We start from the raw sequence: 25,897 nt of genomic DNA on the forward strand, positions 1-25,897 counted from the left end.
GCCTGATCCAGGCCCGGTTTTCACGGTCTCGCTGATCACGGCAATGTCATCGGAGGAAGACACCGGATGTTTGCCGTTGGCGAAATCCGTGTCAGGATGGCGCCATGCGCCCCAGTCTTACGACGCCCTCATGAAACGCCGCCTTGCCGCCATAATGGCCGCGGATGTCGTCGGGTTTTCGACCCTCATGAGTGCAGACGAAGACACAACCCTTTCCGCCCTTCGTGCGCACCGGGCCGAGGTGTTCGACCCCGAGGTCGAACGCTACGGTGGGCGGATCGTCAAGCTCATGGGAGACGGGGCGCTTGTCGAATTCGGCTCGGTGGTCGACGCCATCGAGTGCAGCCGTTCAATCCAAACCACTCTTCACGCCGGGGACGGGCCGATCAATCTTCGCATCGGCGTGAACATGGGCGACGTGATTGCCGACGGCGATGACATATATGGCGACGGGGTCAACATTGCTGCGCGGCTCGAAACCCTGGCCGATCCCGGCGGCGTGTGCATCACGGCGTCAGTTGCGGCCATGCTCGGCCAGGATGTTCGCGGACAATTCACCGACATGGGGCCGCAGCAGATCAAGGGAAAAACGCGCCCGGTCGAGATCTGCAAATGGCACCCCTCAGGCACGGTTCAGGACGGGGAACCGCAGCGTCGGATCGACCGGCCAGCCATTGCCGTTCTGCCCTTCGCCAATATCGGTGGCGATCCCGAGCAGGAATACTTCGCCGACGGCCTGACCGAAGATATCATCATTGCGCTGACCCATTGGCGCACTTTCCCAGTCATCGCGCGCCATTCCTGTTTTCAGTACAAGGGGCGCGACGTGAACCTTCGCGATATCGGTCGCGAACTGGGCGCGACCTATGTGCTGGAAGGCAGTATTCGCAAGGCCGGACCCCGCGTGCGTGTGAGCGTGCTGTTGGTCGATTGTGCCACGGAACGTCACATCTGGGCCGAAAAATATGACCGCGACCTGTCCGACATCTTCGTGGTGCAGGATGAAATCGTGCAGAACATCGCCGCCCATATCGCGCCTGAACTCGTGGTGGCGGAGGCCAATCGTTCTTCCGGCCGCCGTGCCGAAGACCTCGAGGCGTGGGAAATGTGCATGCGTGCGTTGCCCTTGGTTCGACGCCGCACCGCCGAAGGGGTCGCCGAAGGGAGGAAGCTGTACCAGGAAGCCATCGAACTGCGCCCTGACTTTGCCGAGGCCCACGCAGGGCTGGCAATGTCCTATAACATCGAGATGCTGACTGGGATGACCAGCGACCGCGCGGAAACCGCCATGCGCGCCATGAACGCCGCCAATCGGGCCATCGAATGCGACGAGGCATCCTCCTTTGCGCACCACGAACTCAGCACCGCATTCCAGTGGCTGGGAAGGTTCGATGATGCCCTGGCCGAAGCCCGGATCGCCGTCGATCTCAATCCCAACGATGCTTATGCCCTGCACGCGCTGGGCAACAAATCCGATCTGGCGGGCGAACCGGATGGGATAGGGCTGATGCAAAAGGCGCAAAGGCTCAATCCTGCGGATGCCAGTCTGCATTCGCATCTGACATTCCTGGCCCGGGCACATGCCAACAGCAGCAATTTTCACGCTGCAGTGGACTGTGCCCGTCGCGCCCTGCGCCGGCAACCGGATTACGCGCCAGCCTTGTTCATCCTGGCGATTTCACTCTCCTTGCTTGAAAGGCTCGAAGAGGCGCGAGAGGCGCTGGACCGGTGCGAGGCGGTTCAGCCCGGTTTTGTCAAATCCCGGCAGAACTGGCAGCCATACAGCGATCCGGCCAGCAATGCGCGGCTGCGCGAGGGCATTCAAAAACTGGTAGGCGATGTGATCGACGGTCAGGTTTGACAGGCCTGCAAGCCATATATCCCTGAGCGCAGCGGAAAGTCTCAGATTGCTTCCAGTGCTGCGATGATTGGCGAGAAATCCGCCGCTTTCAGGCTTGCCCCACCCACCAAAGCGCCATCCACGTTCGGAACACCAAAAATGTCAGCCGCGTTGCCCGGTTTGACCGAGCCGCCATACAACAGCCGCACCGACCGCCCCACACCCGCGCCGAACCTGCGTTCCAGCCGCGTGCGGATGAAATCGTGCACCTCCCCGATCTGTTCCAGCGTCGGCACCTTGCCGGTGCCGATGGCCCAGATCGGTTCATAGGCCACCACAAGGTTTTCACCGGTCGCCTGATCCGGGATCGACCCCGACATCTGCCCCGCGATGATATCCAGCGTGTTGGCAGCCTCGCGCTGCGCCAGGCTTTCACCCAGACAGATCACCGCCGTCAGTCCGGCCTCCATCGCGGCGCGGGCCTTGGCCCGGACGGCTTCGTTGTCTTCCTCATGATCCTCGCGCCGCTCGGAATGGCCGACGATCACCGCTGTCGCGCCGGCGTCCCTGAGCATATCGGCGCTGATATCGCCGGTATGTGCGCCCGAGGCGGCGGCGTGGCAATCCTGCCCGCCTACGGCAATGGCCGATCCGGCAAGTGTCTGGGCAGAGCGCGCAAGCAATGTCGCCGGAGGACAGATCAGGATGTCGACACCGGGGGCAGGGTGGGCCCGCGCCAGCGCCTCCAATTCGGCCAGCGACGCACCGGTGCCGTTCATTTTCCAGTTGCCCGCCGCCAGTTTACGCCGCATTCATCCGTCCCCGTCTTCTTGTCAAAACTTGGCCTTGGGGATAGCACCGGCGCGCACGGGTGACAATCACAGGGCAAGTACATTCCGGGATTAGGTACGTGGGTTGAGACCCACCAGTTTAAAACGGACTTGTTCTGATGGCTTTACTTCGCCCTCATCAAGACTGCAGTAGTGCATTCTGAAAGAACCTTGTGATCTCGGAACATTGTCTTCGTAATATATTTTCGGATCACATTTTATAGTGATTTCCAGTTGTTTGTTGGGGGGGATGATCAATGGCAGGTCCCTTTTTTTATCCGGACCGTAACTTATCTTTTTATTGCGCTTGAACGCAGTCGCGGGTTCGTCTGGGGCCTGTACTAAAACCACCTTTTCTACATAAACTCCGTTTGCTCCGATATTCGTTAATCTAAGCAAAATATCGTAAGTCTCTTCGTTCTCGCCCGGCCCTGAGTCGAGGATCTGTATCAACAGTGGGCGGTTTGACTTTAGCTTGGGAACAAGGTCTTGGCCGACTTTATAGACAAACTCACCGACTTTTGCCGCCGCAGCGGCCCCGGCAAGGGCGGTTGCGGGATCAATCGACTGTGGGTCTTGCAAATCCGGGTTTCGGTTAATATCGGCCTGATCAAAATGCAGGGCGACAGAGAACCTTGAAATATCCATGGTGCCACCTCTAGAAAAACACGAGTGTAGCATGGAAACTGTCAATTGAGTATTATTGAAGCCTAAATCGCGATCCTAGACCCAGAGGCAACTCAGGTTACTGCGCGAGAGGTTTATCCTCTTCATGGTCTGTGTCTTTGAACTTGATCGATTCCCCACAACCGCAGGCGTCGACGACGTTCGGGTTCTTGAATTTGAACCCGGATTCCAACAACGAGACTTCATAATCGATCTCAGTCCCGAACAGGAACATCTGCGCCATCGGCGCGATCAGCACCCGCGCGCCGTCCTGTTCGACCACCTCGTCATGCGCCTCGGCTTCGTCGACATAGTCCATGGTATATTCCATGCCCGCGCAGCCGCCCTTTTTGACGCCGATGCGCAAACCTGCATGGCCGCCCTTTTCCATCAGGCGGTTGATCTGGGCTGCGGCCCGTGGGGTCATGGTCACGGCCTGCTTGCCGGGAATGCCGAACATTGCGGTCTCCGATTGTCGCGCGTCTTCCTCAATTTAGTGGCGCGGGCAACAAGGCTCAAGAGACTGCCGCAGAAATGATTCATTCCGTGTTCAGGATAAGCGATCAGAGAATTCCACCGCAGATCAGCGGAAGATGTATCCAGGCAGGAATACGATACCGAACGACATGGCCAACAGCACGATGACCGGCCAATAGGCCAGCATTGTGAACACCTCAAAGGTGAAACCGACATATTGCGCGCCACGGTTGAAATACGATGTGCTGGCGGGCTTCAATGCCGGATAGCGCGTCATCACGGCCTGAAACGAATAGGAAACCATGCGAACGATCAGCATGTACAGGCCGAAGGTGACGACGAAAATGACGCCATAAATCGTGAGTGGAACCAACGGCGGACCTACCTTTCACACCTTGCAGCACACCCGGATTCACGTTTTCCTTTTACGTGCTGGCCGAGGAGGCGAGGCGAAAGCCCCTGCGCGGCCAACCGGATGCCGAACGGATACGACTGAAGATCGACAGCCCCCTTTTGCGATCATTGAGAGAAAGCTAACCGCTTGGTCACCTATTTCGCCAGAAAAAAGGGACACAATTTTGCCTTGAAATTGCCCAAATATCCATCAACGGGGACAATGTTGTTGATATGGCGCTAGGGTTTCCATTCGGGAAACAAAAGGGTTGGCAGTTGCCCACGCCGTGAACCTGACCGCGAATTCTCACTTGGAGTTTCCTGACCGATTCGCGGCATTGGAAATGGCAGAAAAAAACGGACCGCCCCGGGCAGAGCGGTCCTCAGAACAGGGTCGCAATCCTTGGGGGGATGAACCAAAACGGAAAGACCCCACCGGCACGGCCAAAGCGTGACCGCCGACAGATTGGCAGTTGATTGTAACGGGTCTAAAACAAAGACGTAACAATATTGCTACGCCTCGGTAAGTTCCTGGATCTTCCGGTCAGTTACATAAAGCCAAGCTCAAGCCGGGCTTCGTCCGACATCATCTCCATGCCCCAGGGCGGCTCCCATGTAAGCTCCACGTCCACGCTTTTCACCCCCGGCACCGGCTCGATCGCGTCTACCAGCCATCCCGGCATGTCTCCGGCCACCGGACAGCCCGGCGCGGTCAGCGTCATGATGACCTTGACGTCATTCTCGGCATTGATGTCGACGGTATAGATCAGGCCAAGCTCATAGATGTTGACCGGGATTTCCGGGTCATAGACCGTCCGGCAAGCTTCCACGACCGGTTCGTAAAGCGGATGGTCAACGGAAGAGGGCGCAATCAGCGGCGCGCCTTCAAGCGGTTCGGTGGCGTGGGTCATCTGATCCTCGGGTCGGTTACCTGAGCAATTATATAGGGAAATCGGCAACCAGCGTCCAGAGGGGGCGGGGAAGTTCGGCCAATGGTGCGCTCATGTGTCCAACGCGATCCACAAAAAACCGTCGTCAACATGGGTCGCAAAGGTCTGCAAGGGTTTGCGGTTCTTTGAAATATCGCCCAGAAACTCCATGCCTTCGGATGTCCCGTCATCGTTCAGCAACTCGCACCACACGATGACCTCGCCGCTGGCCAGGTCGAACCGGCTGTGATGCCAGCGGCAGACCACCTCGTCGTCCCGCGCTTCGCTTTCGTCCGGGCGCAGCCGGTCGGGATCGTCCAGATTCTGGCGGCGGTTGAACAGCGGCAGGTTGATATGCGGACAGGCGTTGTTGAACGCATAGAAGTTTTCGCCGCGGCGCAGGATCGCAAGGTCAAGCCTGGAAAACTCGACGATCCGAGTCTCACCATCCTTGATCGAGTCGACCTCGAAAACCCGCGTCCAGTTGCGACCGGCAAAACGCATCGTCTCCCGGTCCGAGGTCGCATTCATTCGGGCTGCCGCTTGCGGCTTTAACTCGGAGATTTCGTAAAGGGTGGTGCGTTGCGACGTTCCGGGCAGCCTCACACGCACAAAATCGGTGGTCTCGACGCTCTCCTTGACCTGCTCGTGCAGCGCCTCCGACACCAGAAACCGGGTTCCGGCTTCCTTGTTGGCGCTCTCCACGCGGCTGGCCACATTCACCACGTCGCCAATTGCGGTCAGCCGCGCACTGCCGACCGATCCAACCGATCCGATGACCGCCTCGCCCCAGTGCAATCCGATCCGGGCGTCAAAATCGATGTCATACATGCTTTTGAAAAAGGGCTTCATCCGGTCGATCGCCGTCAGGCATTGCAATGCGGCGTTGACCGCGCGCAGGGGCGCTTCATTCTGATCGTCGATCCCGAAAATCGCCATCATTCCGTCGCCGACGAACTTGTCGACATAGCCGGAGTTGCTCTCGATGATCTCGCCCATCTGGGCGAAATAGCGGTTCAGCAGATGCATGACGTCATAGGGCATCAGGCTTTCGGATATCCCAGTAAACCCTTCGATATCCGAAAAAAACACCGCCACGTTCTTCAATTCCCCGACCTTGCGCTCGCCGCGCGCGTCAAGCTGGCTGGTCAGCATGATGTCGGTCTCATCCAGAACCAGCCGCCGAAACGAAATATCGCCAGAGGGGCGCAGCTGGCACGACAGGCGCACATGCGGGTCCAGCCCAAGCTGATCGGCCAGTTTTTGCGCCGGTTCCAACCGCTCGGGGCAATGCTCCAATCCGTCCAGAACCCAAATCCGGCAGGTTGAACATTTCGCCTTTCCGCCGCAGACATGGGTCAAAGGCAAATCAGCCCGCTTCGCCGCCTCCAGCAGGCTCTCGCCATCCCGGCACTCAAAGGACAGGTCGTCCGGATAGGATCGCAATATCGGCATGCGGTGGGCTTTCCGGGTTCATTCGCCGTGGTCTGTTTCACCAATCTAACACGGCCAAACCAGAAAGCGGAAAGATTTCGCAGGCCACGTGCAGCGCTAAACCAGAAGGAGAACTGGAAAAAAATCTATGCAAATGCTACAATAACCCCATTGTTTTGAGGGTTTGAGCCATGCGCGTGTTTTATCTTTTGATGGTGATGGCATTCCTGTCACCGTCTCTCCTCTCGCACTTCGCCCTCGCCCAGTCGGAGGACGATTACTCGCGCGATGAGGAAGAAGAGGAACAGCATAGTGGCGACAGCGGCGGCGGCGGCGGTGGTGAAACCGGCGGTGGCGGATGGGGTGGCTGCACCTACTGTGGCACTTCGGGCGGCGGTTGGAGCACCTATGGCTATTCCAACAGCAATTCCAACGGCTACGTGATTGTTCCGAAAAGCCGTGGGTCGCTTCAAATCACGCCGGTTCAACCTGCAACCCCATCGAGGCCCGCCACTGCCGTGCCGGATACCGCAGTCGCCGCTCTGCGTCCGCCTTCCGATCAGGGCCGGGCCACCCGAATTTTTGCGGGGCCAGGCATGTTCCCGCCCGAGCATTTTGCCGCTTATGCGATTATCTCGTTCAAATCCAAGCCCCTGCCGCAGGATCGCGACCGGTTTCTCAATGTATGTCGTGGCTATGTTGCGGCCATCCTTGCCTATTCCGAGGTCGAACAGCCACTGGATCGCCAGCTCGTTACTGTATGGCCAGTCAATCAGGACTACGTTGCCGTCGAGGCAATGGCGCAAAGCGATGAAGAAGGGTGCGCCAAAGCCGTGGATGACTATGGGCTGGGCACGTCGCTGAAGGCGCTCAACGATGCCCGCGCCGCGCTGACCGAGTCGGATATCAGCACATTGCAGGGCCACCGAGGGCCGTTCGTTCTGGCGTGGAGCCCCACGCATCAGAAAGGCGCTTCGGACGCCCTGATCCTGCGCATGGACCTGTCCGACGTTGAAACCGCCACGCAGGCACGCGAGAAATTCGAGGCCTGGCGGGACGAGATCGAGGCCAAGCAGGATCTCTGGATTGATGGCTGGAAAGAGGACAGCCTGTCCGACACAATCGGCAACTGGGCGGACAGATGGGGCAACGAGATCCTGTCTTTCCTCGGAAAGGACTGACGCGATGGATTGGCTGTCTTACGGGGCCTGGGGGGCTTTCGGCCTGCTTGCCGGTATCGGGTTGGTCAGCTGGGCCGCGCCCGACACAAACGCGGGCGTTGGTCTGCTGCTGGTGATCTGTCTCGCGGTGAGTCTGGTGATCCGGGGGCTTTGGAAATGGGGTACCGCCAAACCCAAGGCAGAGGAAGAGGCCGAAGGCGAGGGGTGATACTGCATCTCCGGATGCCGTTGACGTCACGCCGCAAAAGCTGTTCAGCCCACGTGCATTCGGGTGTTGGAGCAATCGCAGGCACATCGCGCCAGCGGTCGGGGGCATATTGTTCCCAGGTGATCAACTGGTCCTGTGCCCTTTCCAGCCAGCCGCGCCACATGCCAAAGAATTCCGCGTCGGACAACGGTCCGTTGTCGTCCCGATAGGTTTCGGCCCATCGCCACTGACAGGGGTCACCCATCCACTGCCTCAGTTCAGGCGGAACCTCCACCGACGCATTCAGAAACGCGTTCCGCCAGTCGCTCTGCCAATCGAAAGCGGCGTCCGATACCAGCCAGGGCTGAATGAGATCGGAAAGCGGTTCGGCAAAATCGTTCTGGTAGGGGGCCGGCCCCAACGCATCCCAAAGGCGGATCAGATACAGGTGGAAATAGCCATAGACGGCCGCAACCAGGAACCGTGCGGCGTAAAAGAAAAGGCGTGTCGGAACCGAGACGTTGACAAGCGGAAGCTGCGTGGCCCGATCCACACCGTAAAAGTCGATGGCGTCCACCTGCATCAGGGTGAGGCCGACAAAAATCAGTGCGCCGAGCAACACGAACCAAGTGTTTCTGGCGTTACTTGTCAGTGCATTGATGCGGTCAATTTGATTTTCCATATCATCCTGACGGCACAAGCAACTTGGTCAAATGCCGACAGGATAACAGAATTTGGCAGATCCGGTTAGGGCTCAGCCGTTGATGTCGTCCTTGAAGCGCTTTACTTGCCCATGGGGCAGGGCAAAGAGGCGGCGCAGGATCAGCCACGCGGCCAGCGACAGCACGGCAAAGATCAACAGTAGCACCGGCAACGAAATCGACAGGCCGGGAAGAACCAGCAGCAGACCGGTCACCGCTGCGCCGATGGCAAACCCCAGAAAGATGAACCCCGGCAACAGCACCTCGGCTATGGCCAGGATCAGCGCCCCGGCCAGCCAGATCCACCAGATGGACCAGAGCGGTTCGGTCATGCCTTGCCTCCTTTCAGCATCTTGAACGCATCGCCAAAGGCTTCCATTGCGTTGGCGGGCAGAACGATGGTCTGCTTGCCACTGCCATTGCCCAGCGCATTGAGCGCCTCGACCTGCTTCAGCGCCACCTGGTACTGCGCCGCCTCGATACCGTTCTCGCGGATTGCCTTTGCGACAACCTCGGTGGCATAAGCCTCGGCCTCGGCCTGAATGCGGCGGGCCTTGGCGGTCTGCTCGGCGGCATAAAGCTCGGCATCGGCGTTCAACTCGACGGCACGCTTCTGGCCCTCGGCCTTGGTCACTTCGGCGCGGCGGGCGCGTTCGGCGTTCAGCTGCTGCAACATTGCGTCGCGCGTCGCCTGATCCAGGTTCACGTCCAGAATTTCGGCCCGCGTCACTTCGATTCCCCAGTCATCGACCGCCGTCTTGACGCTTTCCTGGATGCGCGAGATCAGTTGGGCGCGGTTGGATTGCACCTCGTCCAGATCCATCTTGCCGATCTCGGCACGCACGATCCCCGCCACGGTCGTTGCAATGGCGGCATCGACATCACGGATGCGATAGACAGTCTTTTCCGGCTCCAGAATGCGGTAAAAAACCGAGGTGTCGATCTGCACCAGCACGTTGTCCTTTGTGATCGCATCCTGCGTCGCATTCGGCAGCTGGCGTTCCAGAATCGAAATCTTGTGCCGTGCAACGTCCAGGAACGGCACGATAAAGTTGATCCCCGGCCCAAGCACCGAATGCAGCCGCCCGAACCGTTCGATCACGTATTTCTCGGATTGCGGCACGATCTTGATGCCTTTTAAGATGATGACGACGACAAATATCGCCGCCAGAACGTAGATGATGTTCTGCGTAATAAGGCCAATGATCAGTTCTTCGGTCATATGTGTCCCTCAGTTTTTGTATACCGTGGTATGCATTTGGTGATTGAGTCGCAAAATTTCAATACTGGTAGGAGGAGAGCGTCTGGTGGCGCAAGTCACCATTCCTGCGAATTGGCGTCTCCATAAAAGCCATGTGACCGTTTTGCATCCGGCCTTTGCCCGCCTTGGCGGGTGCCAAAAGGCGATTCGGATGCGAACCGCTTGCAATGCCGGGGCCAATCAGGCAAAGCCTGCCCGGTTCAGCGATCCGGGGCAAAAGACATGACCGAGCGTTTTTCATTCGACCTGCACGCCACCGACGGCAAGGCCCGTACCGGTGTGATCCACACACCGCGCGGCGAGATCCGCACACCAGCCTTCATGCCGGTCGGCACGGCAGCGACGGTCAAGGCGATGATGCCGGAAAGCGTGCGTCAGACCGGGGCCGACATCCTGCTGGGCAATACCTATCACCTGATGCTGCGCCCCACGGCGGAACGCATTGACCGTCTGGGCGGCCTGCACAAGTTCATGAACTGGGAACGCCCCATCCTGACCGACTCGGGCGGGTTTCAGGTCATGTCGCTGGCCGGGCTGCGCAAGCTGACCGAACAGGGCGTGACCTTCAAATCCCATATCGACGGCTCGAAACACGAACTGACCCCGGAACGGTCGATGGAAATCCAGCGACTGTTGGGATCGGATATCGTCATGTGTTTCGACGAATGCCCGGCATTGCCTGCCGACCGCGACCGCATTGCCGGGTCGATGCGGCTTTCCATGCGCTGGGCGGACCGGTCGCGCGAGGCGTTCGGTGACCGCCCCGGCCATGCCCTCTTTGGCATCATGCAGGGCGGGTTGGAACAGGACCTGCGCGAGGAAAGCGCCGAGGCGCTGAAACGGATCGGGTTCGACGGCTATGCCGTCGGTGGTCTGGCCGTAGGCGAGGGGCAGCAGGCGATGTTTGACTGCCTTGATTACGCCCCCGGTTTCCTGCCTGCAGACAAACCCCGCTATCTGATGGGGGTGGGCAAGCCCGACGACATTGTCGGCGCCGTGGCGCGCGGCATCGACATGATGGATTGCGTTCTGCCGTCCCGCTCGGGCCGTACCGGGCAGGTGTTCACCCGGCACGGCGTTCTCAACATCAAGAATGCCCGCCACATGGATGATCCCCGCCCGCTGGATGAAAACTGTTCCTGCCCCGCCTGCCGGAACTACTCCCGCGCTTACCTGCATCACGTGTTCCGCAGTCAGGAGATCATCAGCTCGATGCTGCTGACCTGGCACAACCTGCATTACTTCCAAGACATCATGCAGGGCATGCGAGACGCGATTGCGGCAGGCACGTTTGCGGCCTGGCAGGCGGGATTTCATTCCCAACGGGCACAGGGAGATATCGAGCCGCTGTGACCATTACGACGAACAGGCTAGCGAGAAAATAGCCCCTTTTTGGGCTTTGCGTTCAGGTCAACACCGCAATCTTCAAAAAAGGAGCGAACGTCAGCAGTCAACAACCCACGACCGCTGGCGTATTGGGGCAAATCAAAACCGCCGCCATAGTTGATCTCCACGACCACAGGGCCGGCATTCGTGATCGCGATGTCCGTTGATTGATACCGGATCGGCGCAAACAGTCGGGCGGCACGGTTATTGAATTCTATCAACTCTTTCCAGCAAGGCAGTTGTCGCCCAATAAGCCCCGGGATAGTGGGATGATCGTCCAGAAATTCGGTTTCCAGTCCACGCAGCGCGACTGTCCGAATTCGACCAGTGCCGACATCGACCTCGCAGGCAAGGTTGCCCGGCCTCCAGAAGGCATCCGCAATGTTATTCCCCTGGGGCATTTTGATGATGGCTATTGGGTTGTGGACACCTGAAGGTGATACGAGGTTTACCATCCGAACGGTTGCGAGAGCCGAGCAATAATCTGAAAAATCAGCATGATTTTTCAACTCCCGTTGAAGGACATACGCATTGTTGCCGACAAAGCTTTCAATGAATTCCGAATAGCTCATCGGGTCTTGACCGGTACAATGTATATGGTCGTGATCTGCATGTTCGATGCGGAACGCGCCGAAACTGACCATACCACCGACAACTTTTCCAAACAGCGTTTCGCTCGCGTGCTCCGACAACACGTTGCGCAATTCGTCGGCGGACGAAATCTTTTTTGTTTTCGGATAAATTCGGGAGGAAGAATCAAGCACAGCAATTGTTTCAGGAACTGGCACACCGCCCGCCGACAGTATGGTCGCTGCGAGGATCTTGTCTTCGGCTGCGCCTGCCCAGCTCTGATCATTGCATTTATGTGTGATCGGCCAATGCAAATCGTTGGAAATGAATCGCGAACGTTCTTCTTCAGAATACCTGTCCAAGTCGTATAAGCCGTTGCGGACATATTCTACGAGGTTGATGCGATTGGGCGATTTGGCGAGCTGTCGAAACTCGCGGTGGATTTTCAACGGAGAGCGTCCCGTTTTCCTTGCGGCATAGGTCAAAAGCTCTTTGTCACTGCTGTCCCGAGCCGAATAGTAGCTTTGTTTGTCCAATTCTGTTGCGGAAAGGGTGCTTTGCTGGTTCATGTTGCCTGCCTTTGTTTCCGAATCTGCTACAAACCGTTTTCCGCCAATATAGCCAGAGCGGATGGCCGAATTGTGGCAGCTCCCAGATGCGCGTTTCAGTGGACGCCAGGAAGTCTCAGGTAACGCGCCTTGTGAAAAAATCTGCCAGTTGGCGGGTATTGTGGCTTCGATGGCGTTTGCACTCTTGTGATCCCGGTCTCACGAAGGCAAGGTGAGGTCAAACACCAGGGCAGCGAGCTTGAAAAACATCAACCGCAGTACCAGATAAAAGCATCCAATGTGGAGACGGGCCAATGCCGCCGATTGCTGGGGCCGGGTCGTCTTGCCAAGAATAAGGATAGAGCATGCAAGAGCCTCTGAATTCCTCTTACCCCGTCCTGCCGCTGCGCGACATCGTGGTGTTTCCGCACATGATCGTGCCGCTTTTTGTCGGTCGCGACAAATCGGTCCGGGCGCTGGAAGAGGTGATGCAGGATGACAAACAGATCCTGCTGTCCAGCCAGATCGATCCCAGCGAGGACGATCCTGACACCGACGGCATCTATGATACCGGTGTGCTGGCCAATGTGCTGCAACTGCTGAAACTGCCCGACGGCACCGTCAAGGTTCTGGTCGAAGGGCAGGCACGGGTAAAGATCACCGAGTTCCTTGAAAACGAAAACTTTTTCGAGGCACGGGCTGAATATCTGACCGAAATCCCCGGCGATGTGACCACCACCCAGGCGCTGATCCGCACCGTCGCGGACGAGTTCGAGCGTTACGCCAAGGTGCGCAAGAACATCCCCGAAGAGGCGCTCTCGGCTGTGGGCGAGACCGCCGAGCCCGCCAAACTGGCCGATCTGGTCGCGGGCCACCTGGGCATCGAGGTCGAACAAAAGCAGGACCTGCTGGAAACGCTGTCGGTCAGCGAGCGGCTGGAAAAGGTCTATGGTCTGATGCAGGGCGAAATGTCGGTTCTGCAGGTCGAGAAAAAGATCAAGACCCGCGTCAAATCCCAGATGGAGAAGACCCAGCGCGAATACTATCTGAATGAGCAGATGAAGGCCATTCAGAAGGAACTGGGTGACGGCGAGGACGGCAGCAACGAAGTGGCCGAGCTTGAGGCGAAGATCGCCGAAACCAAGCTGTCCAAGGAGGCCCGCGAAAAGGCCGAGGGTGAGCTGAAGAAGCTCAAGAACATGAGCCCGATGTCGGCCGAGGCCACCGTCGTGCGCAACTATCTCGACTGGATCCTGTCGCTGCCCTGGGGCACCAAGTCGCGCGTCAAGAAAGACCTTGGCCGTGCGCAGGAAGTCCTGGATGCCGATCACTATGGCCTTGAGAAGGTCAAGGAACGGATCGTCGAGTACCTCGCCGTGCAGCAGCGCTCGAAGAAACTCAAGGGTCCGATCCTGTGTCTGGTCGGTCCTCCGGGCGTGGGCAAGACCTCGCTGGGCAAATCCGTCGCCAAGGCGACGGGGCGCGAGTTCATCCGCATCTCGCTGGGTGGGGTGCGCGACGAATCCGAGATCCGCGGTCACCGCCGCACCTATATCGGTTCGATGCCCGGCAAGATCATCCAGTCGCTGAAAAAGGCCAAAACCACGAACCCGCTCATCCTGCTCGACGAGATCGACAAGATGGGGCAGGACTTCCGTGGCGACCCGGCCTCGGCCATGCTCGAAGTGCTGGACCCGGAACAGAACAACACCTTCATGGATCACTATCTCGAGGTCGAATATGACCTGTCGAACGTGATGTTCCTGACCACGTCCAACAGCTACAACATGCCCGGGCCGCTTTTGGACCGGATGGAGATCATTCCGCTCGCCGGCTATACCGAGGATGAAAAGCGCGAAATCGCCAAACAGCACCTGATCTCGAAGCAGATCAAGAACCACGGGCTGAAAGCCAAGGAGTTCGAGCTGACAGACGAGGCGCTGACCGCGATCATCCGCACCTATACCCGCGAGGCGGGAGTGCGGAATCTGGAACGCGAGATTGCCAAGGTTGCGCGGAAATCGCTGACCAAGATCATCAAGAAAGAGGCCGACAGCGTCACCGTGACGCCCGACAACCTCAGCGACTTTCTTGGCGTGCCGAAATTCCGCTATGGCTTGGCCGAGCTTGAAGATCAGGTCGGTGTCGTCACCGGTCTGGCCTATACCTCGGTTGGTGGCGAGTTGCTGTCCATCGAGGCGCTGCGCCTGCCGGGCAAGGGCCGGATGAAGACCACCGGCAAGCTGGGCGACGTGATGAAGGAATCGATCGAGGCCGCGTCAAGCTATGTCCGGTCGATCTCGCCCAAGCTGGGCATCAAGCCGACGCAGTTCGACAAATGGGACATTCACGTACACGTGCCTGACGGTGCCACGCCCAAGGACGGCCCCAGCGCCGGTCTGGCGATGGTCACGGCCATCGTGTCGGTGCTGACCGGCATTCCGGTGCGCAAGGACATTGCCATGACCGGCGAGGTCACCCTGCGCGGCAATGCCAGTGCCATCGGAGGTCTCAAGGAAAAGCTGCTGGCGGCCCTGCGCGGCGGCGTCAAGACGGTGCTGATCCCGCAGGAAAACGAAAAAGACCTGCCCGAGATCCCAGATAACGTGAAGGACGGGTTGACCATCATCCCGGTCAGCCATGTGTCCGAGGTCCTGAAACATGCTCTGGTCAGCCAGCCCGATCCCATCGAATGGGACGAGGCGGCGGAAGAGGCGGCCGCGGCCGCAGCAAAAACGGCCAGCGAGTCGGGACCATCCGCAACCGCTCACTGAGCACGGGTGCAAAACTTTGAAAAGGCGGGCATCGCGGCCCGCCTTTTTTTGCTTCCACTTCAGGAATTTCTACATTCCCAACTCCCGCAGAAAGCTTCGCACCGCGACACCCGGCGCTGGCTGAAAAGTCGAAAGGTGTATCCGACGTATGCCCAGGTCTACATTGGTGTTTAAATTATCTTACAGAATCAAGGAATTGCCGGTTGAAATATCGTGGCTTGGCCGCTGGCTTGCAATTTAGGAGGCACATTCAGGATTGGCCTCTTGCGAAGGTATGGAAGACGCTGTAATACCCGCGCCCATGGGTGATTAGCTCAGTGGTAGAGCGCTTCGTTCACATCGAAGATGTCAGGAGTTCAAATCTCTTATCACCCACCATCAAAACCTCGGTGAACAAGGGATTTCAGGTACGTGCGGAGTACCGAAGAGTCTCGACTTCAAAGTGACCCCGGCGCAGATAATGCGCCGGGGTTCGCTGTCTTACAGGCCAGGAAGCTTGTCCAGAACGCCGCGACGGCCAAAGGTGGTGCCGCGCGCATTGCCAAGGTTCATCCGCACGCCCACGCCGACATAGGCTTCGGTGCTGCTGAAACCGGATACTTCAAGGCGTCCGGTTCCCAACTCACCATAGAGCTCCGCACCCTCGTTGAAATGGTAGTTTGCACCAAATGAAAAGGTGCTGGCGTCAATAAGTCCGCCAAAATTGTCGATATAGTCATAGTTTGCCGAAAGTTCCCATTCTTCGGTCGCAAACCTGGCAACGGAGATGCCGAAAATGGTGCCGTCCGTACCCGCGAAATCACTCAGATCCTGACGGCCCAGATAGCCCTCGATGGCGACCGGGCCTGCGTCATATCCGACCTCGATGCCGTAGAAATCGATGTCCAAAGTACCCGCGCCGGTGACATCCAGCGAGTCCTGACCATAGAACGCACCCAGCGACAGATCTTCGCTGGCGTGGTAGTTCGCGTGAAGCGTAACGTTGGTGCCGGTTTCATCGATCTCGCGGAAGCTGTAGCCGCCAAGATCCAGCTGCAGGCTGAACTGGCGCGAAAAGGCAAGCTCACCCGAACCGTTGAGGTTGTATTTGCTGCCGAGATCATTGTCGGTAAAAGTCGAATACCCCAGGTCGATATACCCGCCGGTAACTTCCACCGCATGCGCGGCACTCGCCAAAAAACCGGCTGCGAAGGCACCGGAAACAATAATGTTTTTCAAGATTCTGCTCCTGATTTTTTTATGTGGTCCGGTCCGGAAATTGGCCGGCTCCACTGTCGCCGAAATATCTGCAACGTTCGCGCTCAGGTAGCGGGCGCGCGCAAAAGTTCAGCTCTGTTGCGCGGCGAGCACGATCCATCGGGGCAGCGGTTGTACAAAATGGAATATCGGGGGTTTTGATCTGTACATTTGGGACAACTCAACGAATTACGCGTCTTCGCAGATTGTCTGGTGGCCATCGAGGTCTGTCATCTGATTCCGGGGACACATCTTTTCGGGAAGGTGTTGGCACGGTGTCGTCACTCACTTCGAAGCGTCACAGGGTTGCGTCGAATGGGCGGTGTAAACATGCACCTCATAGCTAGAGCGTCACCTTGCAACAATCTGAAAATAAAAGAAAATATTTTGTTCTTCCGATGTAATGCGGGTCTTTCCCTCTGGTAGCGGGCGGGAATTTCTTGCCCCCGCTTGAAAAAAGTTGGAAACGCCGCTTGACGATGCACGGGCGTAGCCATAATACACCCCAACGTTCAGCAATGAACGGGCAGCGAGCGGTTGTAGCTCAGTTGGTTAGAGTACCGGCCTGTCACGCCGGGGGTCGCGGGTTCGAGCCCCGTCAACCGCGCCACCGCTGTCCAGCCCAGGATCCGGGCCAATGGGTTCAAGACATATGCGCGGTTGTAGCTCAGTTGGTTAGAGTACCGGCCTGTCACGCCGGGGGTCGCGGGTTCGAGCCCCGTCAACCGCGCCAATTCTTTCCCCTTAAGTAGCGCCAGAGTTGTGTTAGGATTTCTTTTACGTACCGAGCGTGAGGGAGAATGAGATGGCAATAAAGGTAAAGACCAAACTGCCGAAACCGTCCAAGAAAATGCTGACCGTGTCCGGCGTCGATTTTGAAGCGTTATCGACCATTCTGGACAAACGGCCAACCTGGGGCAGCTATAATGCCAACCCGAGCCTCATCCCAAAATACGACAAGTCCAAGAAGGTGACCGAGATCACCTTTTCCTTAAAGCCAGAGATGACGCTTTTGAAGTGGAAGGAGCAGTCGAAAAGCACCAAGGACCGGCAGGCCGAGTGGAACCGGATGGTCAAGGCTTTGGAAAAATATCTGGGAAAGTTGCACGCACTGGCACTGGAAGCCGCGGCCAAATCCATCAAGGAACTCGAAGGAATGGATCTGGACAAGTCAAGCTTCACCTCAGCGGCGAAAAAGATCAAGGAAGGCATAAAGAAAGCCTCACAGGACTATGACGACAAACAGTTGGGTGGCTACAAGCAAGGCGTTGAACTGAAAGACGTACCGCCCGATCCGGCAGAAGTGAAACGGTCGATCTCCAGCCCCAAGCTGGTCACATATTCCGTCGTTGGGAACACCATTCAGCAGGTGTTCGATAACCTCAACAAGCGCCAGTTCTGGGGGCGCTACCGTTCGAACGCATCGATGAGCGCCTCTTTTCAATTGGATGGCCATATCAAGACTATAACAATCACTGCCAAGCCGATCATTACCATGCCCAAGTGGAAAAACTACTCGAAGGGAAACAAGGGTCAAAAGGGCAGCTGGGACACGATGTGGAAAAAGCTGAAGGCCCACGAGGACAATCACCACAAGATTTTCAACGAATGTGTGGATGCCTTTGAAGCTGACCTGACCGAGGAAAACGTCAAAAAGGCAGACTTGCCTACCCATTGGAAAGACGAAACGCAAGGATGGCAGGACAAGCAGGACGCCTATGATTCACCTGGCCAATCGGATCACGGCAAGAACGAAGGCGTGGTGCTGGATATGTCCCACGACCCCTGACAATGAGGCGGGCACCGGCCAGAAAGCGGCCGGTGCCGACCGCGCGCTAGTTCAACGCATCCAGAATCCGCGCCCACGAACGGATGCCTTTGTGGAAGCTTTTGACATCGTACTTTTCATTCGGAGAATGTATGGCATCATCGTCGTTGGCATAGCCGACCAGCATCGAATCCAGCCCCAGAATGGATTTGAAGAACCCGACAACGGGAATCGATCCGCCCATGCCGGTAAAGACGGCCTCGCGGTCCCATTCATCCGACAGCGCGCCTCGTGCGGCTTCGAATTCGGGGCGGGTGATATTCATGACCGAAGCGCGTGAACCTTCCAGATCGTTGTCCCAAACGATCTTGGCATCTGGCGACAGGCGATCCTGAACGTGTTTGCGGATCTTGTCGCGCAGGGCGTCGGGATCCATGTCGCCGACCAAGCGGCAGGTGATCTTGCAATGTGCTTCGGACGGGATCACGGTTTTGGAGCCAGCTCCGTTGTAACCGCCCCACAAGCCATTGACCTCGAGCGTCGGACGCGCCCATTGCTGTTCCAGTGTCGAGTACCGTTTCTCGCCGTGGGCTTGCGAATAGCCGACGGAATTGAGGTATTCCGCCTCGTCGAAACCGCAACCTTCCCATTGGCGCAACTGGTCGGCGGGCACTTCATGCACGCCTTCATAGAACCCTTCGACAGCCACGCGCCCGGTTTCCTCGTCATAAAATGACGAAACGATCCGCGAGAGTTCGCGCAGCGGGTTCAGGCCCGGCCCGCCATAGTGGCCGGAATGCAGATCGATACGGGGTCCGACAATGGTAAACTCATCCTTGAGCATGCCGCGCAGTTGCGATGCGATCGAGGGCACGCCACGGGACACCATCGAAGTGTCGCAAACCAGCGCCAGATCGGCCTGGAGCTCTGCGGCGTTTTCCTGAAGGAACGGGATAAGAGAAGGTGAACCGGATTCCTCTTCGCCTTCAAAGAAAAAGGTGATGCGGCAGGGCAGTTTGCCGTGAACGGCCTTCCATGCACGACAGGCTTCGACAAAAGTCATGAGCTGGCCTTTGTCATCTGATGAGCCGCGCCCGCGAATGACCTGCCCATGGTCGGTCTCTTCGAGGGCAGGGTCGAACGGATCGCGCTTCCACAAATTCAGCGGGTCAACGGGCTGCACATCGTAGTGACCATAAAACAGCACGTGCGGCGCGGAGCTGTCTTCTCCAACGCGACCAACGACCATCGGATGGCCCGGTGTCATGCGCTTTTGCGCGGCGATGCCGATGGAGTTGAGATCGGCAACCAACCAATCAGCCGCCTTTTCGCATTGCTCCTTGTAAGCCGGGTCGGTCGAAATCGACGGAATGCGCAGCAGTTCCATCAACCGGTCAATGGCAGCAGGCAGATCGGAATCGATCCGGTTGAGTACGGGGTCTAGCGACATGGACAGCTCCTGAGTGATCAATTTTCGGGGAGCCTAGCACCGGCGGCAGGACAGTCCAGTGCAAGGGTGCGAGAAATCATGTACTATGATGGAATCCGGGCGCTGCCACGCGGCTGCGTCGTTTCCTCGCGCCGGTGCGCCGGAACTTTGCTTGTTTGAGCGGTCTTAAAAATATATTTGATGCAAATCAAAGCTGCGTCGTCTTGCCGGACTATAGGCAGTTGATCTGAAGGTACATGAAAGATATTCATTCATGAACGTGAATTTGTTGGCGTTGGTGGATGGCTCCGGAAGCTTGAAATGGGGAAAGCGGACGGATGATGAAGGAGACACCGGTGGACTATACTGCTCAGCTCGATTCCGCGATTGCCAAGCTGCATGAAGAGGGCCGTTACCGGACCTTTATCGATATCGAACGTCGCAAGGGGCAATTCCCGCATGCGGTCTGGACACGTCCCGATGGCAGCCAGCAGGACATTACGGTCTGGTGTGGCAACGACTATCTGGGCATGGGACAGCACCCGGTTGTTCTGGCCGCCATGCACGAGGCCATCGACGCCACCGGGGCAGGGTCGGGCGGCACCCGCAACATTTCGGGCACTACCGTTTATCACAAGCGCCTTGAAGCCGAACTGGCCGATCTGCATGGCAAGGAAGCGGCGCTTTTGTTTACCTCTGCCTATATTGCCAATGACGCAACGCTTTCGACGCTGCCCAAGCTGTTTCCAGGCCTGATCATCTATTCCGACGCGCTCAACCATGCCTCGATGATCGAAGGCGTGCGCCGGAATGGCGGGGCCAAGCGTATCTTCCGCCACAATGACGTCGCTCATCTGCGCGAACTGCTCGAAACTGACGATCCGGCCGCTCCCAAGCTGATCGCCTTTGAATCGGTCTATTCGATGGACGGTGATTTTGGCCCAATCGAAGAGATTTGTGATCTGGCCGACGAATTCGGCGCGCTGACCTATATCGACGAAGTGCACGCGGTCGGCATGTACGGTCCCCGCGGTGGCGGCGTGACCGAACGGGACAGGTTAGCGCATAGGATCGACATCATCAACGGCACGCTCGCCAAAGCCTACGGCGTGATGGGCGGCTATATCGCGGCCAGCGCCAAAATGTGCGACGCGATCCGGTCTTACGCGCCCGGCTTCATCTTCACCACGTCACTGCCGCCCGCAGTAGCGGCCGGAGCGGCTGCGTCGGTTGCGTTCCTCAAGCAGGCGCCGGAATTGCGTGAACAACACCAGACGCAGGCCGGCGTTCTCAAGCTGCGCCTCAAGGGGATGGGTTTACCGCTTATCGACCATGGCAGCCACATTGTACCCGTAATTGTCGGCGATCCTGTCCATACCAAGAAATTGAGCGATATGTTGTTGAACAACTACGGCATCTACGTTCAGCCGATCAATTTCCCGACCGTCCCGCGTGGAACCGAGCGTTTGCGCTTTACTCCATCACCAGTGCATGGGCCCAAAGAAATGAACCGTTTGGTTCAAGCTTTGGACGAACTTTGGTCACATTGTGCGCTAAATCGCGCCGAACTTGCCGGATAAGGTGAGGCCAAGGTGTGCAACTCGTTTGCAGCGTGTTAGTCTTACGGTAACAAAAGCACGAGCGAATCGTTATGGGGACGATTGACAGCTACGTGTAAGAATCGCGGCAGGCAACATGGGGCGGCAGGAATGATTGGGCGCAGCAATCAGCGCGACTCCGGAGAAGTTGATATCGGCAGACCCAAAGGGTTTGACGACTTCGAGCTACGACTTGGCGATGTGATGCGCGGTGAGCGCGCGACAATGGGCAAGTCGTTGCTGGATGTTCAGCGTGAGTTGCGGATTAAGGCGAACTATATAGCTGCCATCGAAAATGCTGAACCCGAAGCATTCGACACGCCCGGCTTTATCGCCGGGTATGTGCGTTCTTACGCCCGCTATCTGGGCATGAACCCGGATGAAACATTTGCCACATTCTGCGAGGAAAGCGGGTTCGAAGTTGCCCATGGCATGTCCGCCGAGGCGTCGGTGGTCAAGAAATCAACAGGCGCTTTGCCCGCGCGTGGCCCGATGGGGCGAGATCCCTTCATTTCCCCCAATACACCTTTCGTTCCGGGCAAGGATTCCTTCTTGAGCCATGTGGAGCCGCGCGCTTTGGGCTCGCTCTTTGTGCTGGTGGCGATGATCGTCGGTATCGGATATGGCGGTTGGACCGTACTTAAGGAAGTTCAGCAGGTCCAGGTCGCCCCGGTCGAACAAGCACCGCTCGTGCTGACCGATCTCGATCCGCTGCAAGAGGCGCGCAACCGTGAATCGGTCACGGAAACGGCTGGGATAACAAAGCCCTCCGCCGATGCGCTTGACCGCCTGTACCGGCCTCAGGCGCTGGACGTGCCGGTACTCGTGGCCCGTGACGCGCCGATTTCGACCCTTGATCCCAGAACCGTCGGATCCTTTAGAACACCGGAGCTTCCGGAAGTGCAGGTCGCGGAATTGCAGCGGGCAGCGCCGCATCCAATCACGCCCCAGGTTCTGGAAGAAGCTGCGCCATCGCTGACGATGGTTGCGGTGCGCCCGTCGTGGGTGCGGGTGACAGCGGCAGATGGGTCGACGATCTTTGAGAAGATCATGGAGTCGGGCGAAACCTATGAGGTGCCGCTGACCGAAGAACCGCCGACGCTTCGTGCAGGCGAAAGCGGCGCGATTTATTTCGCCACGAATGGTGAGCATTTCGGGCCTGTAGGCGAACGTGGAATCGTGACCAAGAACGTACCGCTGTCAATCGGTGCTGTAACGGAACGCTATCAGGTCGCCGATCTTGGGCAGGACGACGATTTGGCCCGCATGGTTGCCGCGGCCCAGATCCAGATCGCTGAACAACCGGTCGAGGCGCCCAGCGAGTAATCCGACCATTGCAGGCACCGGGCGTCCGGCCTATGTATCTGCCACAACCGGAGCAGATGCGGACCAGACCTCATGTCGCTGAATCATGTGCGCCCGTGGCGCAATATCTATCGCCGCAAATCCCGTCAGATCATGGTCGGAAACGTCCCCGTTGGAGGGGATGCGCCAATTGCGGTGCAGACCATGACGAATACGCTGACAACTGACGTGGCCGCGACAGTGGCGCAGGTTCAGGCAGCAGCCGAAGCAGGCGCGGATATCGTTCGGGTGTCGGTGCCGGACGAAGCCTCGTCCAAGGCGCTGAAAGACATTGTGCGCGAAAGTCCGGTTCCCATCGTGGCGGATATTCACTTTCATTACAGGCGTGGCATCGAAGCAGCCGAGGCGGGCGCGGCCTGCCTCAGGATCAATCCCGGCAATATTGGCTCTCCCGACCGCGTACGCGAAGTCATCAAAGCGGCGCGCGACCATGACTGTTCGATCCGTATCGGGGTCAATGCGGGCAGTCTGGAAAAGCACCTGCTTGAGAAATACGGCGAACCGTGCCCCGAAGCGATGGTCGAAAGCGGGTTGGAACATATTCGCATCCTGCAGGACAACGACTTTCACAATTTCAAGATCAGTGTGAAGGCCAGTGACGTGTTCCTCTCTGCCGCCGCGTATCAGGGCATTGCCGAAGCGACCGACGCCCCGATCCATCTGGGTATCACCGAAGCGGGCGGGTTGGTTTCAGGCACAATCAAATCCGCAATCGGCCTGGGCAACCTGTTGTGGATGGGCATTGGCGATACCATCCGTGTCAGCCTGTCCGCAGATCCTGTGGAAGAGGTCAAGGTCGGCTTTGAGATTCTGAAATCTCTGGGCCTGCGCCACCGGGGCGTCAACATCATCTCTTGTCCCTCTTGCGCCCGCCAGGGGTTCGACGTGATCAAAACGGTTGAGACGCTGGAAAAGAGGCTGGAACACATCAAGACGCCGATGAGCCTGTCGATCATTGGTTGTGTTGTGAACGGGCCGGGCGAAGCGCTGATGACAGACGTGGGCTTTACCGGTGGCGGTGCTGGATCCGGCATGGTTTATCTCGCCGGAAAAGCCAGCCACAAGATGTCGAACGACCAGATGGTCGATCACATCGTCGAAGAGGTCGAGAAAAAGGCGGCGGAGCTGGAAGGCTTGAAGGACGCCGCAGAATAGGAAAAAGCCCCCAACGCAGCGCATTGGAGGCTTTTGTCGAAGCTGCGCGTCAAGCTCAGCTTCTTTGACCGCGGATGTCTTCGACGATCAGTTCCATTTGCTCGGCGGGCACATAGCCGCGCAGCATTTCGGATTCCAGAACAAAGGTCGGCGTGCCGGAAATTTTCAGCCGCTGCGCCAATGCGCGGGTCTGCGCAATTTCGCGGGTCACATCGTCGCTGTCCATATGTGCGATGATGGTTTCGGTTTCCAGGCCAAGCCCGTCCGAGATGCGACGCAATGTGACTTCGGTCACATCTCCGCCGAACTCAATCAGGGCGTCATGGACCTGTTTGTATGCTTCGTTCCCAGCGGTCTGTTTGGTAGCGACCGCAAAGCGCGAAGACAATACAGATGCCTCTCCCAGAATTGGGAACTCTTTGATGATCAAACGGATGTTGCCGTCTTGTTTCAGAAGTTTGGCGACCTCGGGAACGGCTTTGCGGCAATAGCCGCAACGGTAATCCATGAACTCGACGAGGGTGATGTCGCCTTCGGGGTTACCACCGACCCAGCTGTAACCGTCGTCGAACAGCGCATCGGCATTGGTGGCAACCAGTTCAAGATCGGCTTGCGCTTCGGCAACGGCCTGCCTTTCCTCAAGGATGTTGATCGCCTCGAGAATTACCTCGGGATTATCCAGCAGATACTCGCGTACCTGGGCACCAAAGGCGGCCTTTTCGTCGTCGGTCATGTCGCTCAGGTCCGTAGCCTGCGCAGGACCGGAAATCAGTGTCAGGCCCAAAAGGGCCGGGGCGGCAAATCGGAGCATTATCTTTTCCTTTTCCGTGCTCGTTCCGATGCAATTAGTACGTCTTGTGCGCGCTGCCAGCCCGGCGAGCCTTCGGGCAACTGTCCGACAGCACGTTTGGCATGAATTCCTGCGTCTTCCAATCGGCCTTGCAGAGCAAAGCGTTCCGCAGTGACCATAGAGGCCATGCCGTTTTCGCCCGCTTTGGCATAAGCCATCGCCAAATCGTGCATCATTCGGATATTACGGTAGTCCCGTGCTCGGGCCTTTTCCAGTGTCTCCAATGCAGATTTGGTCTGACCCGCGCCCAAAAGGGCACGCCCGTATCCCGCCAGGATCAGCGCATCATTGGGGGCAAAATCGACCGCTTTCCCGTATTCTGCCACGGCGTGTTGCAGCTCGCGGTTCTCCAGCAGGATCTGCCCCTTGAGCTCATGATAGAACGGATCGTCCGGCCGTATTGTCAAAGCGCCGTCGATGGCCGCAATCGCGTTGGGAAGGTCGCGGTTGAGATGGTAGGCCACGGCCTCGCGCATCAGCCGGATGTCACGGTGTTGTTCTTCACGCGCGCGGCGCAGGGTCCAGGAAGAGGAACGGGTGAAAGCCGACACCTTGCCCTTGATCCGGGCAAACCAATAGTCGGCAATTGGATTGGGGCTGGATTTGTCGCCGTAGGCGGCCAGAAAATCCTCGGCCGCGCGGAGCCTGTCTCGGCTCAACGGGTGAGAGCGCATATAGGGGTCTTGCAGCGCCGGTGACAGCAACTCCTGACCCGCAAAAGCGCGATGCAGATCGACCAGGCCCTTGGGCGACACATCTGACCATTGCAGAAAGCTGGCCGCGGAACGGTCGGCCGAGGCCTCTTCAGCGCGTGTATGGCTTAGAAAACCGCGCAATGCAGAGGCTGAAGTGCCAGCGGCAATACCACCGGCCGCTTCGCCAGCTCCGGCGGCGGCGGCGATCAAGGCAAGTGCGGTGCCAAGCGTCGCAACACGTTGCGCGCTTTCCAGATTGGCGGTGCGGCGGGCCAGATGACCATTGGTTATGTGGGCGGCCTCGTGCGCGATAACGGCCTGAAGCATTTCGGGCGTATCAACTTTCAGAATCAGGCCATAGTTCAAAAAGATCGTGTTGTAGTCGATGACGAAAGCGTTGAAACTGTCGTCGTCGACCAGCAACACCCTCACGCGGTTGGTGTTCAACCCCGCCGCGCGCAGGATCGGAAACGCCAGTTCGCGCAGGCCATGTTCGATATCCGGATCGCGCAAAAGACCGACCGCATATACCGGTGCGGCCGTCACAACCCAAAGGACAGCCGTCAAAAACAAGGCCGGGATTGACGCCAGCCGGGATACGCGGTCAAAAGCCATGCTCGCAAC

Annotated in this window: 22 protein-coding genes and 3 tRNA genes; 11 read left to right on the forward strand and 14 right to left on the reverse strand. The window is 58.0% G+C overall.

Translation table 11 applies throughout. The annotated features are described in order from the left end of the window. The first annotated feature begins 130 nt into the window (after nucleotides 1-130). Nucleotides 131-1,861: an adenylate/guanylate cyclase domain-containing protein gene (locus AC2FMY_RS05145; RefSeq protein WP_496807076.1), complete on the forward strand. Its 1,731-nt coding sequence runs from the start codon at nucleotides 131-133 to the stop codon at nucleotides 1,859-1,861. 41 nt (nucleotides 1,862-1,902) lie between these two features. On the opposite strand, the gene tpiA is transcribed toward AC2FMY_RS05145, so the two are convergent. From tpiA to AC2FMY_RS05175, 6 genes are all read right to left on the reverse strand, one after another. Beyond that, nucleotides 1,903-2,652 carry a triose-phosphate isomerase gene (gene tpiA / locus AC2FMY_RS05150; RefSeq protein ID WP_480749672.1) on the reverse strand — a complete coding sequence of 250 codons (750 nt, stop codon included), beginning with the start codon at nucleotides 2,650-2,652 and terminating at the stop codon, nucleotides 1,903-1,905. Nucleotides 2,653-2,742: 90 nt separating this feature from the next. Beyond that, the gene (locus AC2FMY_RS05155) at nucleotides 2,743-3,318 is read right to left on the reverse strand and encodes a hypothetical protein (RefSeq protein ID WP_496745538.1); all 576 of its coding nucleotides are present in this window, start codon (nucleotides 3,316-3,318) and stop codon (nucleotides 2,743-2,745) included. A 97-nt stretch (nucleotides 3,319-3,415) separates the two neighbouring features. Then, the gene (locus AC2FMY_RS05160) at nucleotides 3,416-3,796 is read right to left on the reverse strand and encodes a HesB/IscA family protein (RefSeq protein WP_496745539.1); all 381 of its coding nucleotides are present in this window, start codon (nucleotides 3,794-3,796) and stop codon (nucleotides 3,416-3,418) included. A 123-nt stretch (nucleotides 3,797-3,919) separates the two neighbouring features. After that, nucleotides 3,920-4,186 (reverse strand): hypothetical protein, encoded by a 267-nt coding sequence (locus tag AC2FMY_RS05165; protein ID WP_496745540.1) that lies wholly within the window; start codon nucleotides 4,184-4,186, stop codon nucleotides 3,920-3,922. A 568-nt stretch (nucleotides 4,187-4,754) separates the two neighbouring features. After that, complete coding sequence (locus AC2FMY_RS05170; RefSeq protein WP_480749675.1) at nucleotides 4,755-5,117, reverse strand: SUF system Fe-S cluster assembly protein; 363 nt, start codon at nucleotides 5,115-5,117, stop codon at nucleotides 4,755-4,757. A 90-nt stretch (nucleotides 5,118-5,207) separates the two neighbouring features. Further along, nucleotides 5,208-6,590, reverse strand: a complete 1,383-nt coding sequence (locus tag AC2FMY_RS05175) for an adenylate/guanylate cyclase domain-containing protein (protein WP_496807077.1) — start codon at nucleotides 6,588-6,590, stop codon at nucleotides 5,208-5,210. 170 nt (nucleotides 6,591-6,760) lie between these two features. Here AC2FMY_RS05175 and AC2FMY_RS05180 point away from each other — a divergent pair, with 170 nt between their 5' ends. Beyond that, the gene (locus AC2FMY_RS05180; protein WP_496745544.1) at nucleotides 6,761-7,750 is read left to right on the forward strand and encodes a hypothetical protein; all 990 of its coding nucleotides are present in this window, start codon (nucleotides 6,761-6,763) and stop codon (nucleotides 7,748-7,750) included. A gap of 65 nt (nucleotides 7,751-7,815) precedes the next feature. On the opposite strand, the gene AC2FMY_RS05185 is transcribed toward AC2FMY_RS05180, so the two are convergent. The 3 genes from AC2FMY_RS05185 to AC2FMY_RS05195 all read right to left on the reverse strand — a co-directional run bounded on the left by AC2FMY_RS05185 (nucleotide 7,816) and on the right by AC2FMY_RS05195 (nucleotide 9,860). Beyond that, nucleotides 7,816-8,619 (reverse strand): hypothetical protein, encoded by an 804-nt coding sequence (locus AC2FMY_RS05185; protein WP_496807078.1) that lies wholly within the window; start codon nucleotides 8,617-8,619, stop codon nucleotides 7,816-7,818. A gap of 72 nt (nucleotides 8,620-8,691) precedes the next feature. Further along, the gene (locus AC2FMY_RS05190; protein ID WP_480749680.1) at nucleotides 8,692-8,970 is read right to left on the reverse strand and encodes an NfeD family protein; all 279 of its coding nucleotides are present in this window, start codon (nucleotides 8,968-8,970) and stop codon (nucleotides 8,692-8,694) included. Further along, nucleotides 8,967-9,860 carry an SPFH domain-containing protein gene (locus tag AC2FMY_RS05195; RefSeq protein WP_496807079.1) on the reverse strand — a complete coding sequence of 298 codons (894 nt, stop codon included), beginning with the start codon at nucleotides 9,858-9,860 and terminating at the stop codon, nucleotides 8,967-8,969. The genes AC2FMY_RS05190 and AC2FMY_RS05195 overlap by 4 nt, the downstream gene beginning before the upstream one ends. Before the next feature lie 261 nt (nucleotides 9,861-10,121). On the opposite strand from AC2FMY_RS05195, the gene tgt reads away from it, so the two are divergent. After that, on the forward strand, nucleotides 10,122-11,252 hold the full coding sequence (gene tgt / locus AC2FMY_RS05200) for a tRNA guanosine(34) transglycosylase Tgt (protein ID WP_496745549.1): 1,131 nt from the start codon (nucleotides 10,122-10,124) through the stop codon (nucleotides 11,250-11,252). Nucleotides 11,253-11,269: 17 nt separating this feature from the next. On the opposite strand, the gene AC2FMY_RS05205 is transcribed toward tgt, so the two are convergent. Then, nucleotides 11,270-12,424 (reverse strand): sugar-transfer associated ATP-grasp domain-containing protein, encoded by a 1,155-nt coding sequence (locus AC2FMY_RS05205; protein ID WP_480749683.1) that lies wholly within the window; start codon nucleotides 12,422-12,424, stop codon nucleotides 11,270-11,272. Between the two features lie 344 nt (nucleotides 12,425-12,768). Between AC2FMY_RS05205 and lon the strand changes: the two genes are divergently transcribed. Then, nucleotides 12,769-15,177: an endopeptidase La gene (gene lon, locus AC2FMY_RS05210; RefSeq protein WP_496745551.1), complete on the forward strand. Its 2,409-nt coding sequence runs from the start codon at nucleotides 12,769-12,771 to the stop codon at nucleotides 15,175-15,177. A 303-nt stretch (nucleotides 15,178-15,480) separates the two neighbouring features. Next, nucleotides 15,481-15,555: transfer RNA gene (locus AC2FMY_RS05215), tRNA-Val, on the forward strand. Nucleotides 15,556-15,657: 102 nt separating this feature from the next. On the opposite strand, the gene AC2FMY_RS05220 is transcribed toward AC2FMY_RS05215, so the two are convergent. Beyond that, on the reverse strand, nucleotides 15,658-16,395 hold the full coding sequence (locus tag AC2FMY_RS05220; protein WP_496745553.1) for a porin: 738 nt from the start codon (nucleotides 16,393-16,395) through the stop codon (nucleotides 15,658-15,660). 551 nt (nucleotides 16,396-16,946) lie between these two features. Here AC2FMY_RS05220 and AC2FMY_RS05225 point away from each other — a divergent pair. The 3 genes from AC2FMY_RS05225 to AC2FMY_RS05235 all read left to right on the forward strand — a co-directional run bounded on the left by AC2FMY_RS05225 (nucleotide 16,947) and on the right by AC2FMY_RS05235 (nucleotide 18,202). Continuing rightward, nucleotides 16,947-17,023 (forward strand) — tRNA-Asp (locus AC2FMY_RS05225). 46 nt (nucleotides 17,024-17,069) lie between these two features. Continuing rightward, nucleotides 17,070-17,146 (forward strand) — tRNA-Asp (locus tag AC2FMY_RS05230). Between the two features lie 72 nt (nucleotides 17,147-17,218). Further along, nucleotides 17,219-18,202 carry a DUF922 domain-containing protein gene (locus tag AC2FMY_RS05235; protein WP_496745555.1) on the forward strand — a complete coding sequence of 328 codons (984 nt, stop codon included), beginning with the start codon at nucleotides 17,219-17,221 and terminating at the stop codon, nucleotides 18,200-18,202. A gap of 46 nt (nucleotides 18,203-18,248) precedes the next feature. Here AC2FMY_RS05235 and AC2FMY_RS05240 read toward each other — a convergent pair whose 3' ends face one another. Then, nucleotides 18,249-19,631: a M20/M25/M40 family metallo-hydrolase gene (locus tag AC2FMY_RS05240; protein ID WP_496745557.1), complete on the reverse strand. Its 1,383-nt coding sequence runs from the start codon at nucleotides 19,629-19,631 to the stop codon at nucleotides 18,249-18,251. A gap of 335 nt (nucleotides 19,632-19,966) precedes the next feature. On the opposite strand from AC2FMY_RS05240, the gene hemA reads away from it, so the two are divergent. From hemA to ispG, 3 genes are all read left to right on the forward strand, one after another. Continuing rightward, on the forward strand, nucleotides 19,967-21,190 hold the full coding sequence (gene hemA, locus AC2FMY_RS05245) for a 5-aminolevulinate synthase (RefSeq protein ID WP_496745558.1): 1,224 nt from the start codon (nucleotides 19,967-19,969) through the stop codon (nucleotides 21,188-21,190). A gap of 129 nt (nucleotides 21,191-21,319) precedes the next feature. Beyond that, complete coding sequence (locus AC2FMY_RS05250; RefSeq protein ID WP_496807080.1) at nucleotides 21,320-22,534, forward strand: helix-turn-helix domain-containing protein; 1,215 nt, start codon at nucleotides 21,320-21,322, stop codon at nucleotides 22,532-22,534. 72 nt (nucleotides 22,535-22,606) lie between these two features. After that, nucleotides 22,607-23,728: a flavodoxin-dependent (E)-4-hydroxy-3-methylbut-2-enyl-diphosphate synthase gene (gene ispG / locus AC2FMY_RS05255; RefSeq protein WP_480749690.1), complete on the forward strand. Its 1,122-nt coding sequence runs from the start codon at nucleotides 22,607-22,609 to the stop codon at nucleotides 23,726-23,728. 55 nt (nucleotides 23,729-23,783) lie between these two features. Here ispG and AC2FMY_RS05260 read toward each other — a convergent pair whose 3' ends face one another. Then, nucleotides 23,784-24,539 (reverse strand): DsbA family protein, encoded by a 756-nt coding sequence (locus AC2FMY_RS05260; protein ID WP_480749691.1) that lies wholly within the window; start codon nucleotides 24,537-24,539, stop codon nucleotides 23,784-23,786. Continuing rightward, a complete protein-coding gene (locus AC2FMY_RS05265) occupies nucleotides 24,539-25,888 on the reverse strand; it encodes a M48 family metalloprotease (RefSeq protein ID WP_496807081.1) in 1,350 nt (449 codons plus the stop codon). Before AC2FMY_RS05265 ends, AC2FMY_RS05260 begins: the two co-directional genes overlap by 1 nt. Between the last annotated feature and the right edge of the window lie 9 nt (nucleotides 25,889-25,897).

It is taken from the genome of Ruegeria sp. YKSE079 (genome assembly GCF_059612845.1).

Coding starts and splice junctions, on each gene's coding strand:
- AC2FMY_RS05145 (WP_496807076.1), top strand. CDS start 131: ATGAAACGCCGCCTTGCCGCCATAATGGCCGCGGATGTCGTCGGGTTT.
- tpiA (WP_480749672.1), bottom strand. CDS start 2,652: ATGCGGCGTAAACTGGCGGCGGGCAACTGGAAAATGAACGGCACCGGT.
- AC2FMY_RS05155 (WP_496745538.1), bottom strand. CDS start 3,318: ATGGATATTTCAAGGTTCTCTGTCGCCCTGCATTTTGATCAGGCCGAT.
- AC2FMY_RS05160 (WP_496745539.1), bottom strand. CDS start 3,796: ATGTTCGGCATTCCCGGCAAGCAGGCCGTGACCATGACCCCACGGGCC.
- AC2FMY_RS05170 (WP_480749675.1), bottom strand. CDS start 5,117: ATGACCCACGCCACCGAACCGCTTGAAGGCGCGCCGCTGATTGCGCCC.
- AC2FMY_RS05175 (WP_496807077.1), bottom strand. CDS start 6,590: ATGCCGATATTGCGATCCTATCCGGACGACCTGTCCTTTGAGTGCCGG.
- AC2FMY_RS05180 (WP_496745544.1), top strand. CDS start 6,761: ATGCGCGTGTTTTATCTTTTGATGGTGATGGCATTCCTGTCACCGTCT.
- AC2FMY_RS05185 (WP_496807078.1), bottom strand. CDS start 8,619: ATGGAAAATCAAATTGACCGCATCAATGCACTGACAAGTAACGCCAGA.
- AC2FMY_RS05190 (WP_480749680.1), bottom strand. CDS start 8,970: ATGACCGAACCGCTCTGGTCCATCTGGTGGATCTGGCTGGCCGGGGCG.
- AC2FMY_RS05195 (WP_496807079.1), bottom strand. CDS start 9,860: ATGACCGAAGAACTGATCATTGGCCTTATTACGCAGAACATCATCTAC.
- tgt (WP_496745549.1), top strand. CDS start 10,122: ATGACCGAGCGTTTTTCATTCGACCTGCACGCCACCGACGGCAAGGCC.
- AC2FMY_RS05205 (WP_480749683.1), bottom strand. CDS start 12,424: ATGAACCAGCAAAGCACCCTTTCCGCAACAGAATTGGACAAACAAAGC.
- lon (WP_496745551.1), top strand. CDS start 12,769: ATGCAAGAGCCTCTGAATTCCTCTTACCCCGTCCTGCCGCTGCGCGAC.
- AC2FMY_RS05235 (WP_496745555.1), top strand. CDS start 17,219: ATGGCAATAAAGGTAAAGACCAAACTGCCGAAACCGTCCAAGAAAATG.
- AC2FMY_RS05240 (WP_496745557.1), bottom strand. CDS start 19,631: ATGTCGCTAGACCCCGTACTCAACCGGATCGATTCCGATCTGCCTGCT.
- AC2FMY_RS05250 (WP_496807080.1), top strand. CDS start 21,320: ATGATTGGGCGCAGCAATCAGCGCGACTCCGGAGAAGTTGATATCGGC.
- ispG (WP_480749690.1), top strand. CDS start 22,607: ATGTCGCTGAATCATGTGCGCCCGTGGCGCAATATCTATCGCCGCAAA.
- AC2FMY_RS05260 (WP_480749691.1), bottom strand. CDS start 24,539: ATGCTCCGATTTGCCGCCCCGGCCCTTTTGGGCCTGACACTGATTTCC.
- AC2FMY_RS05265 (WP_496807081.1), bottom strand. CDS start 25,888: ATGGCTTTTGACCGCGTATCCCGGCTGGCGTCAATCCCGGCCTTGTTT.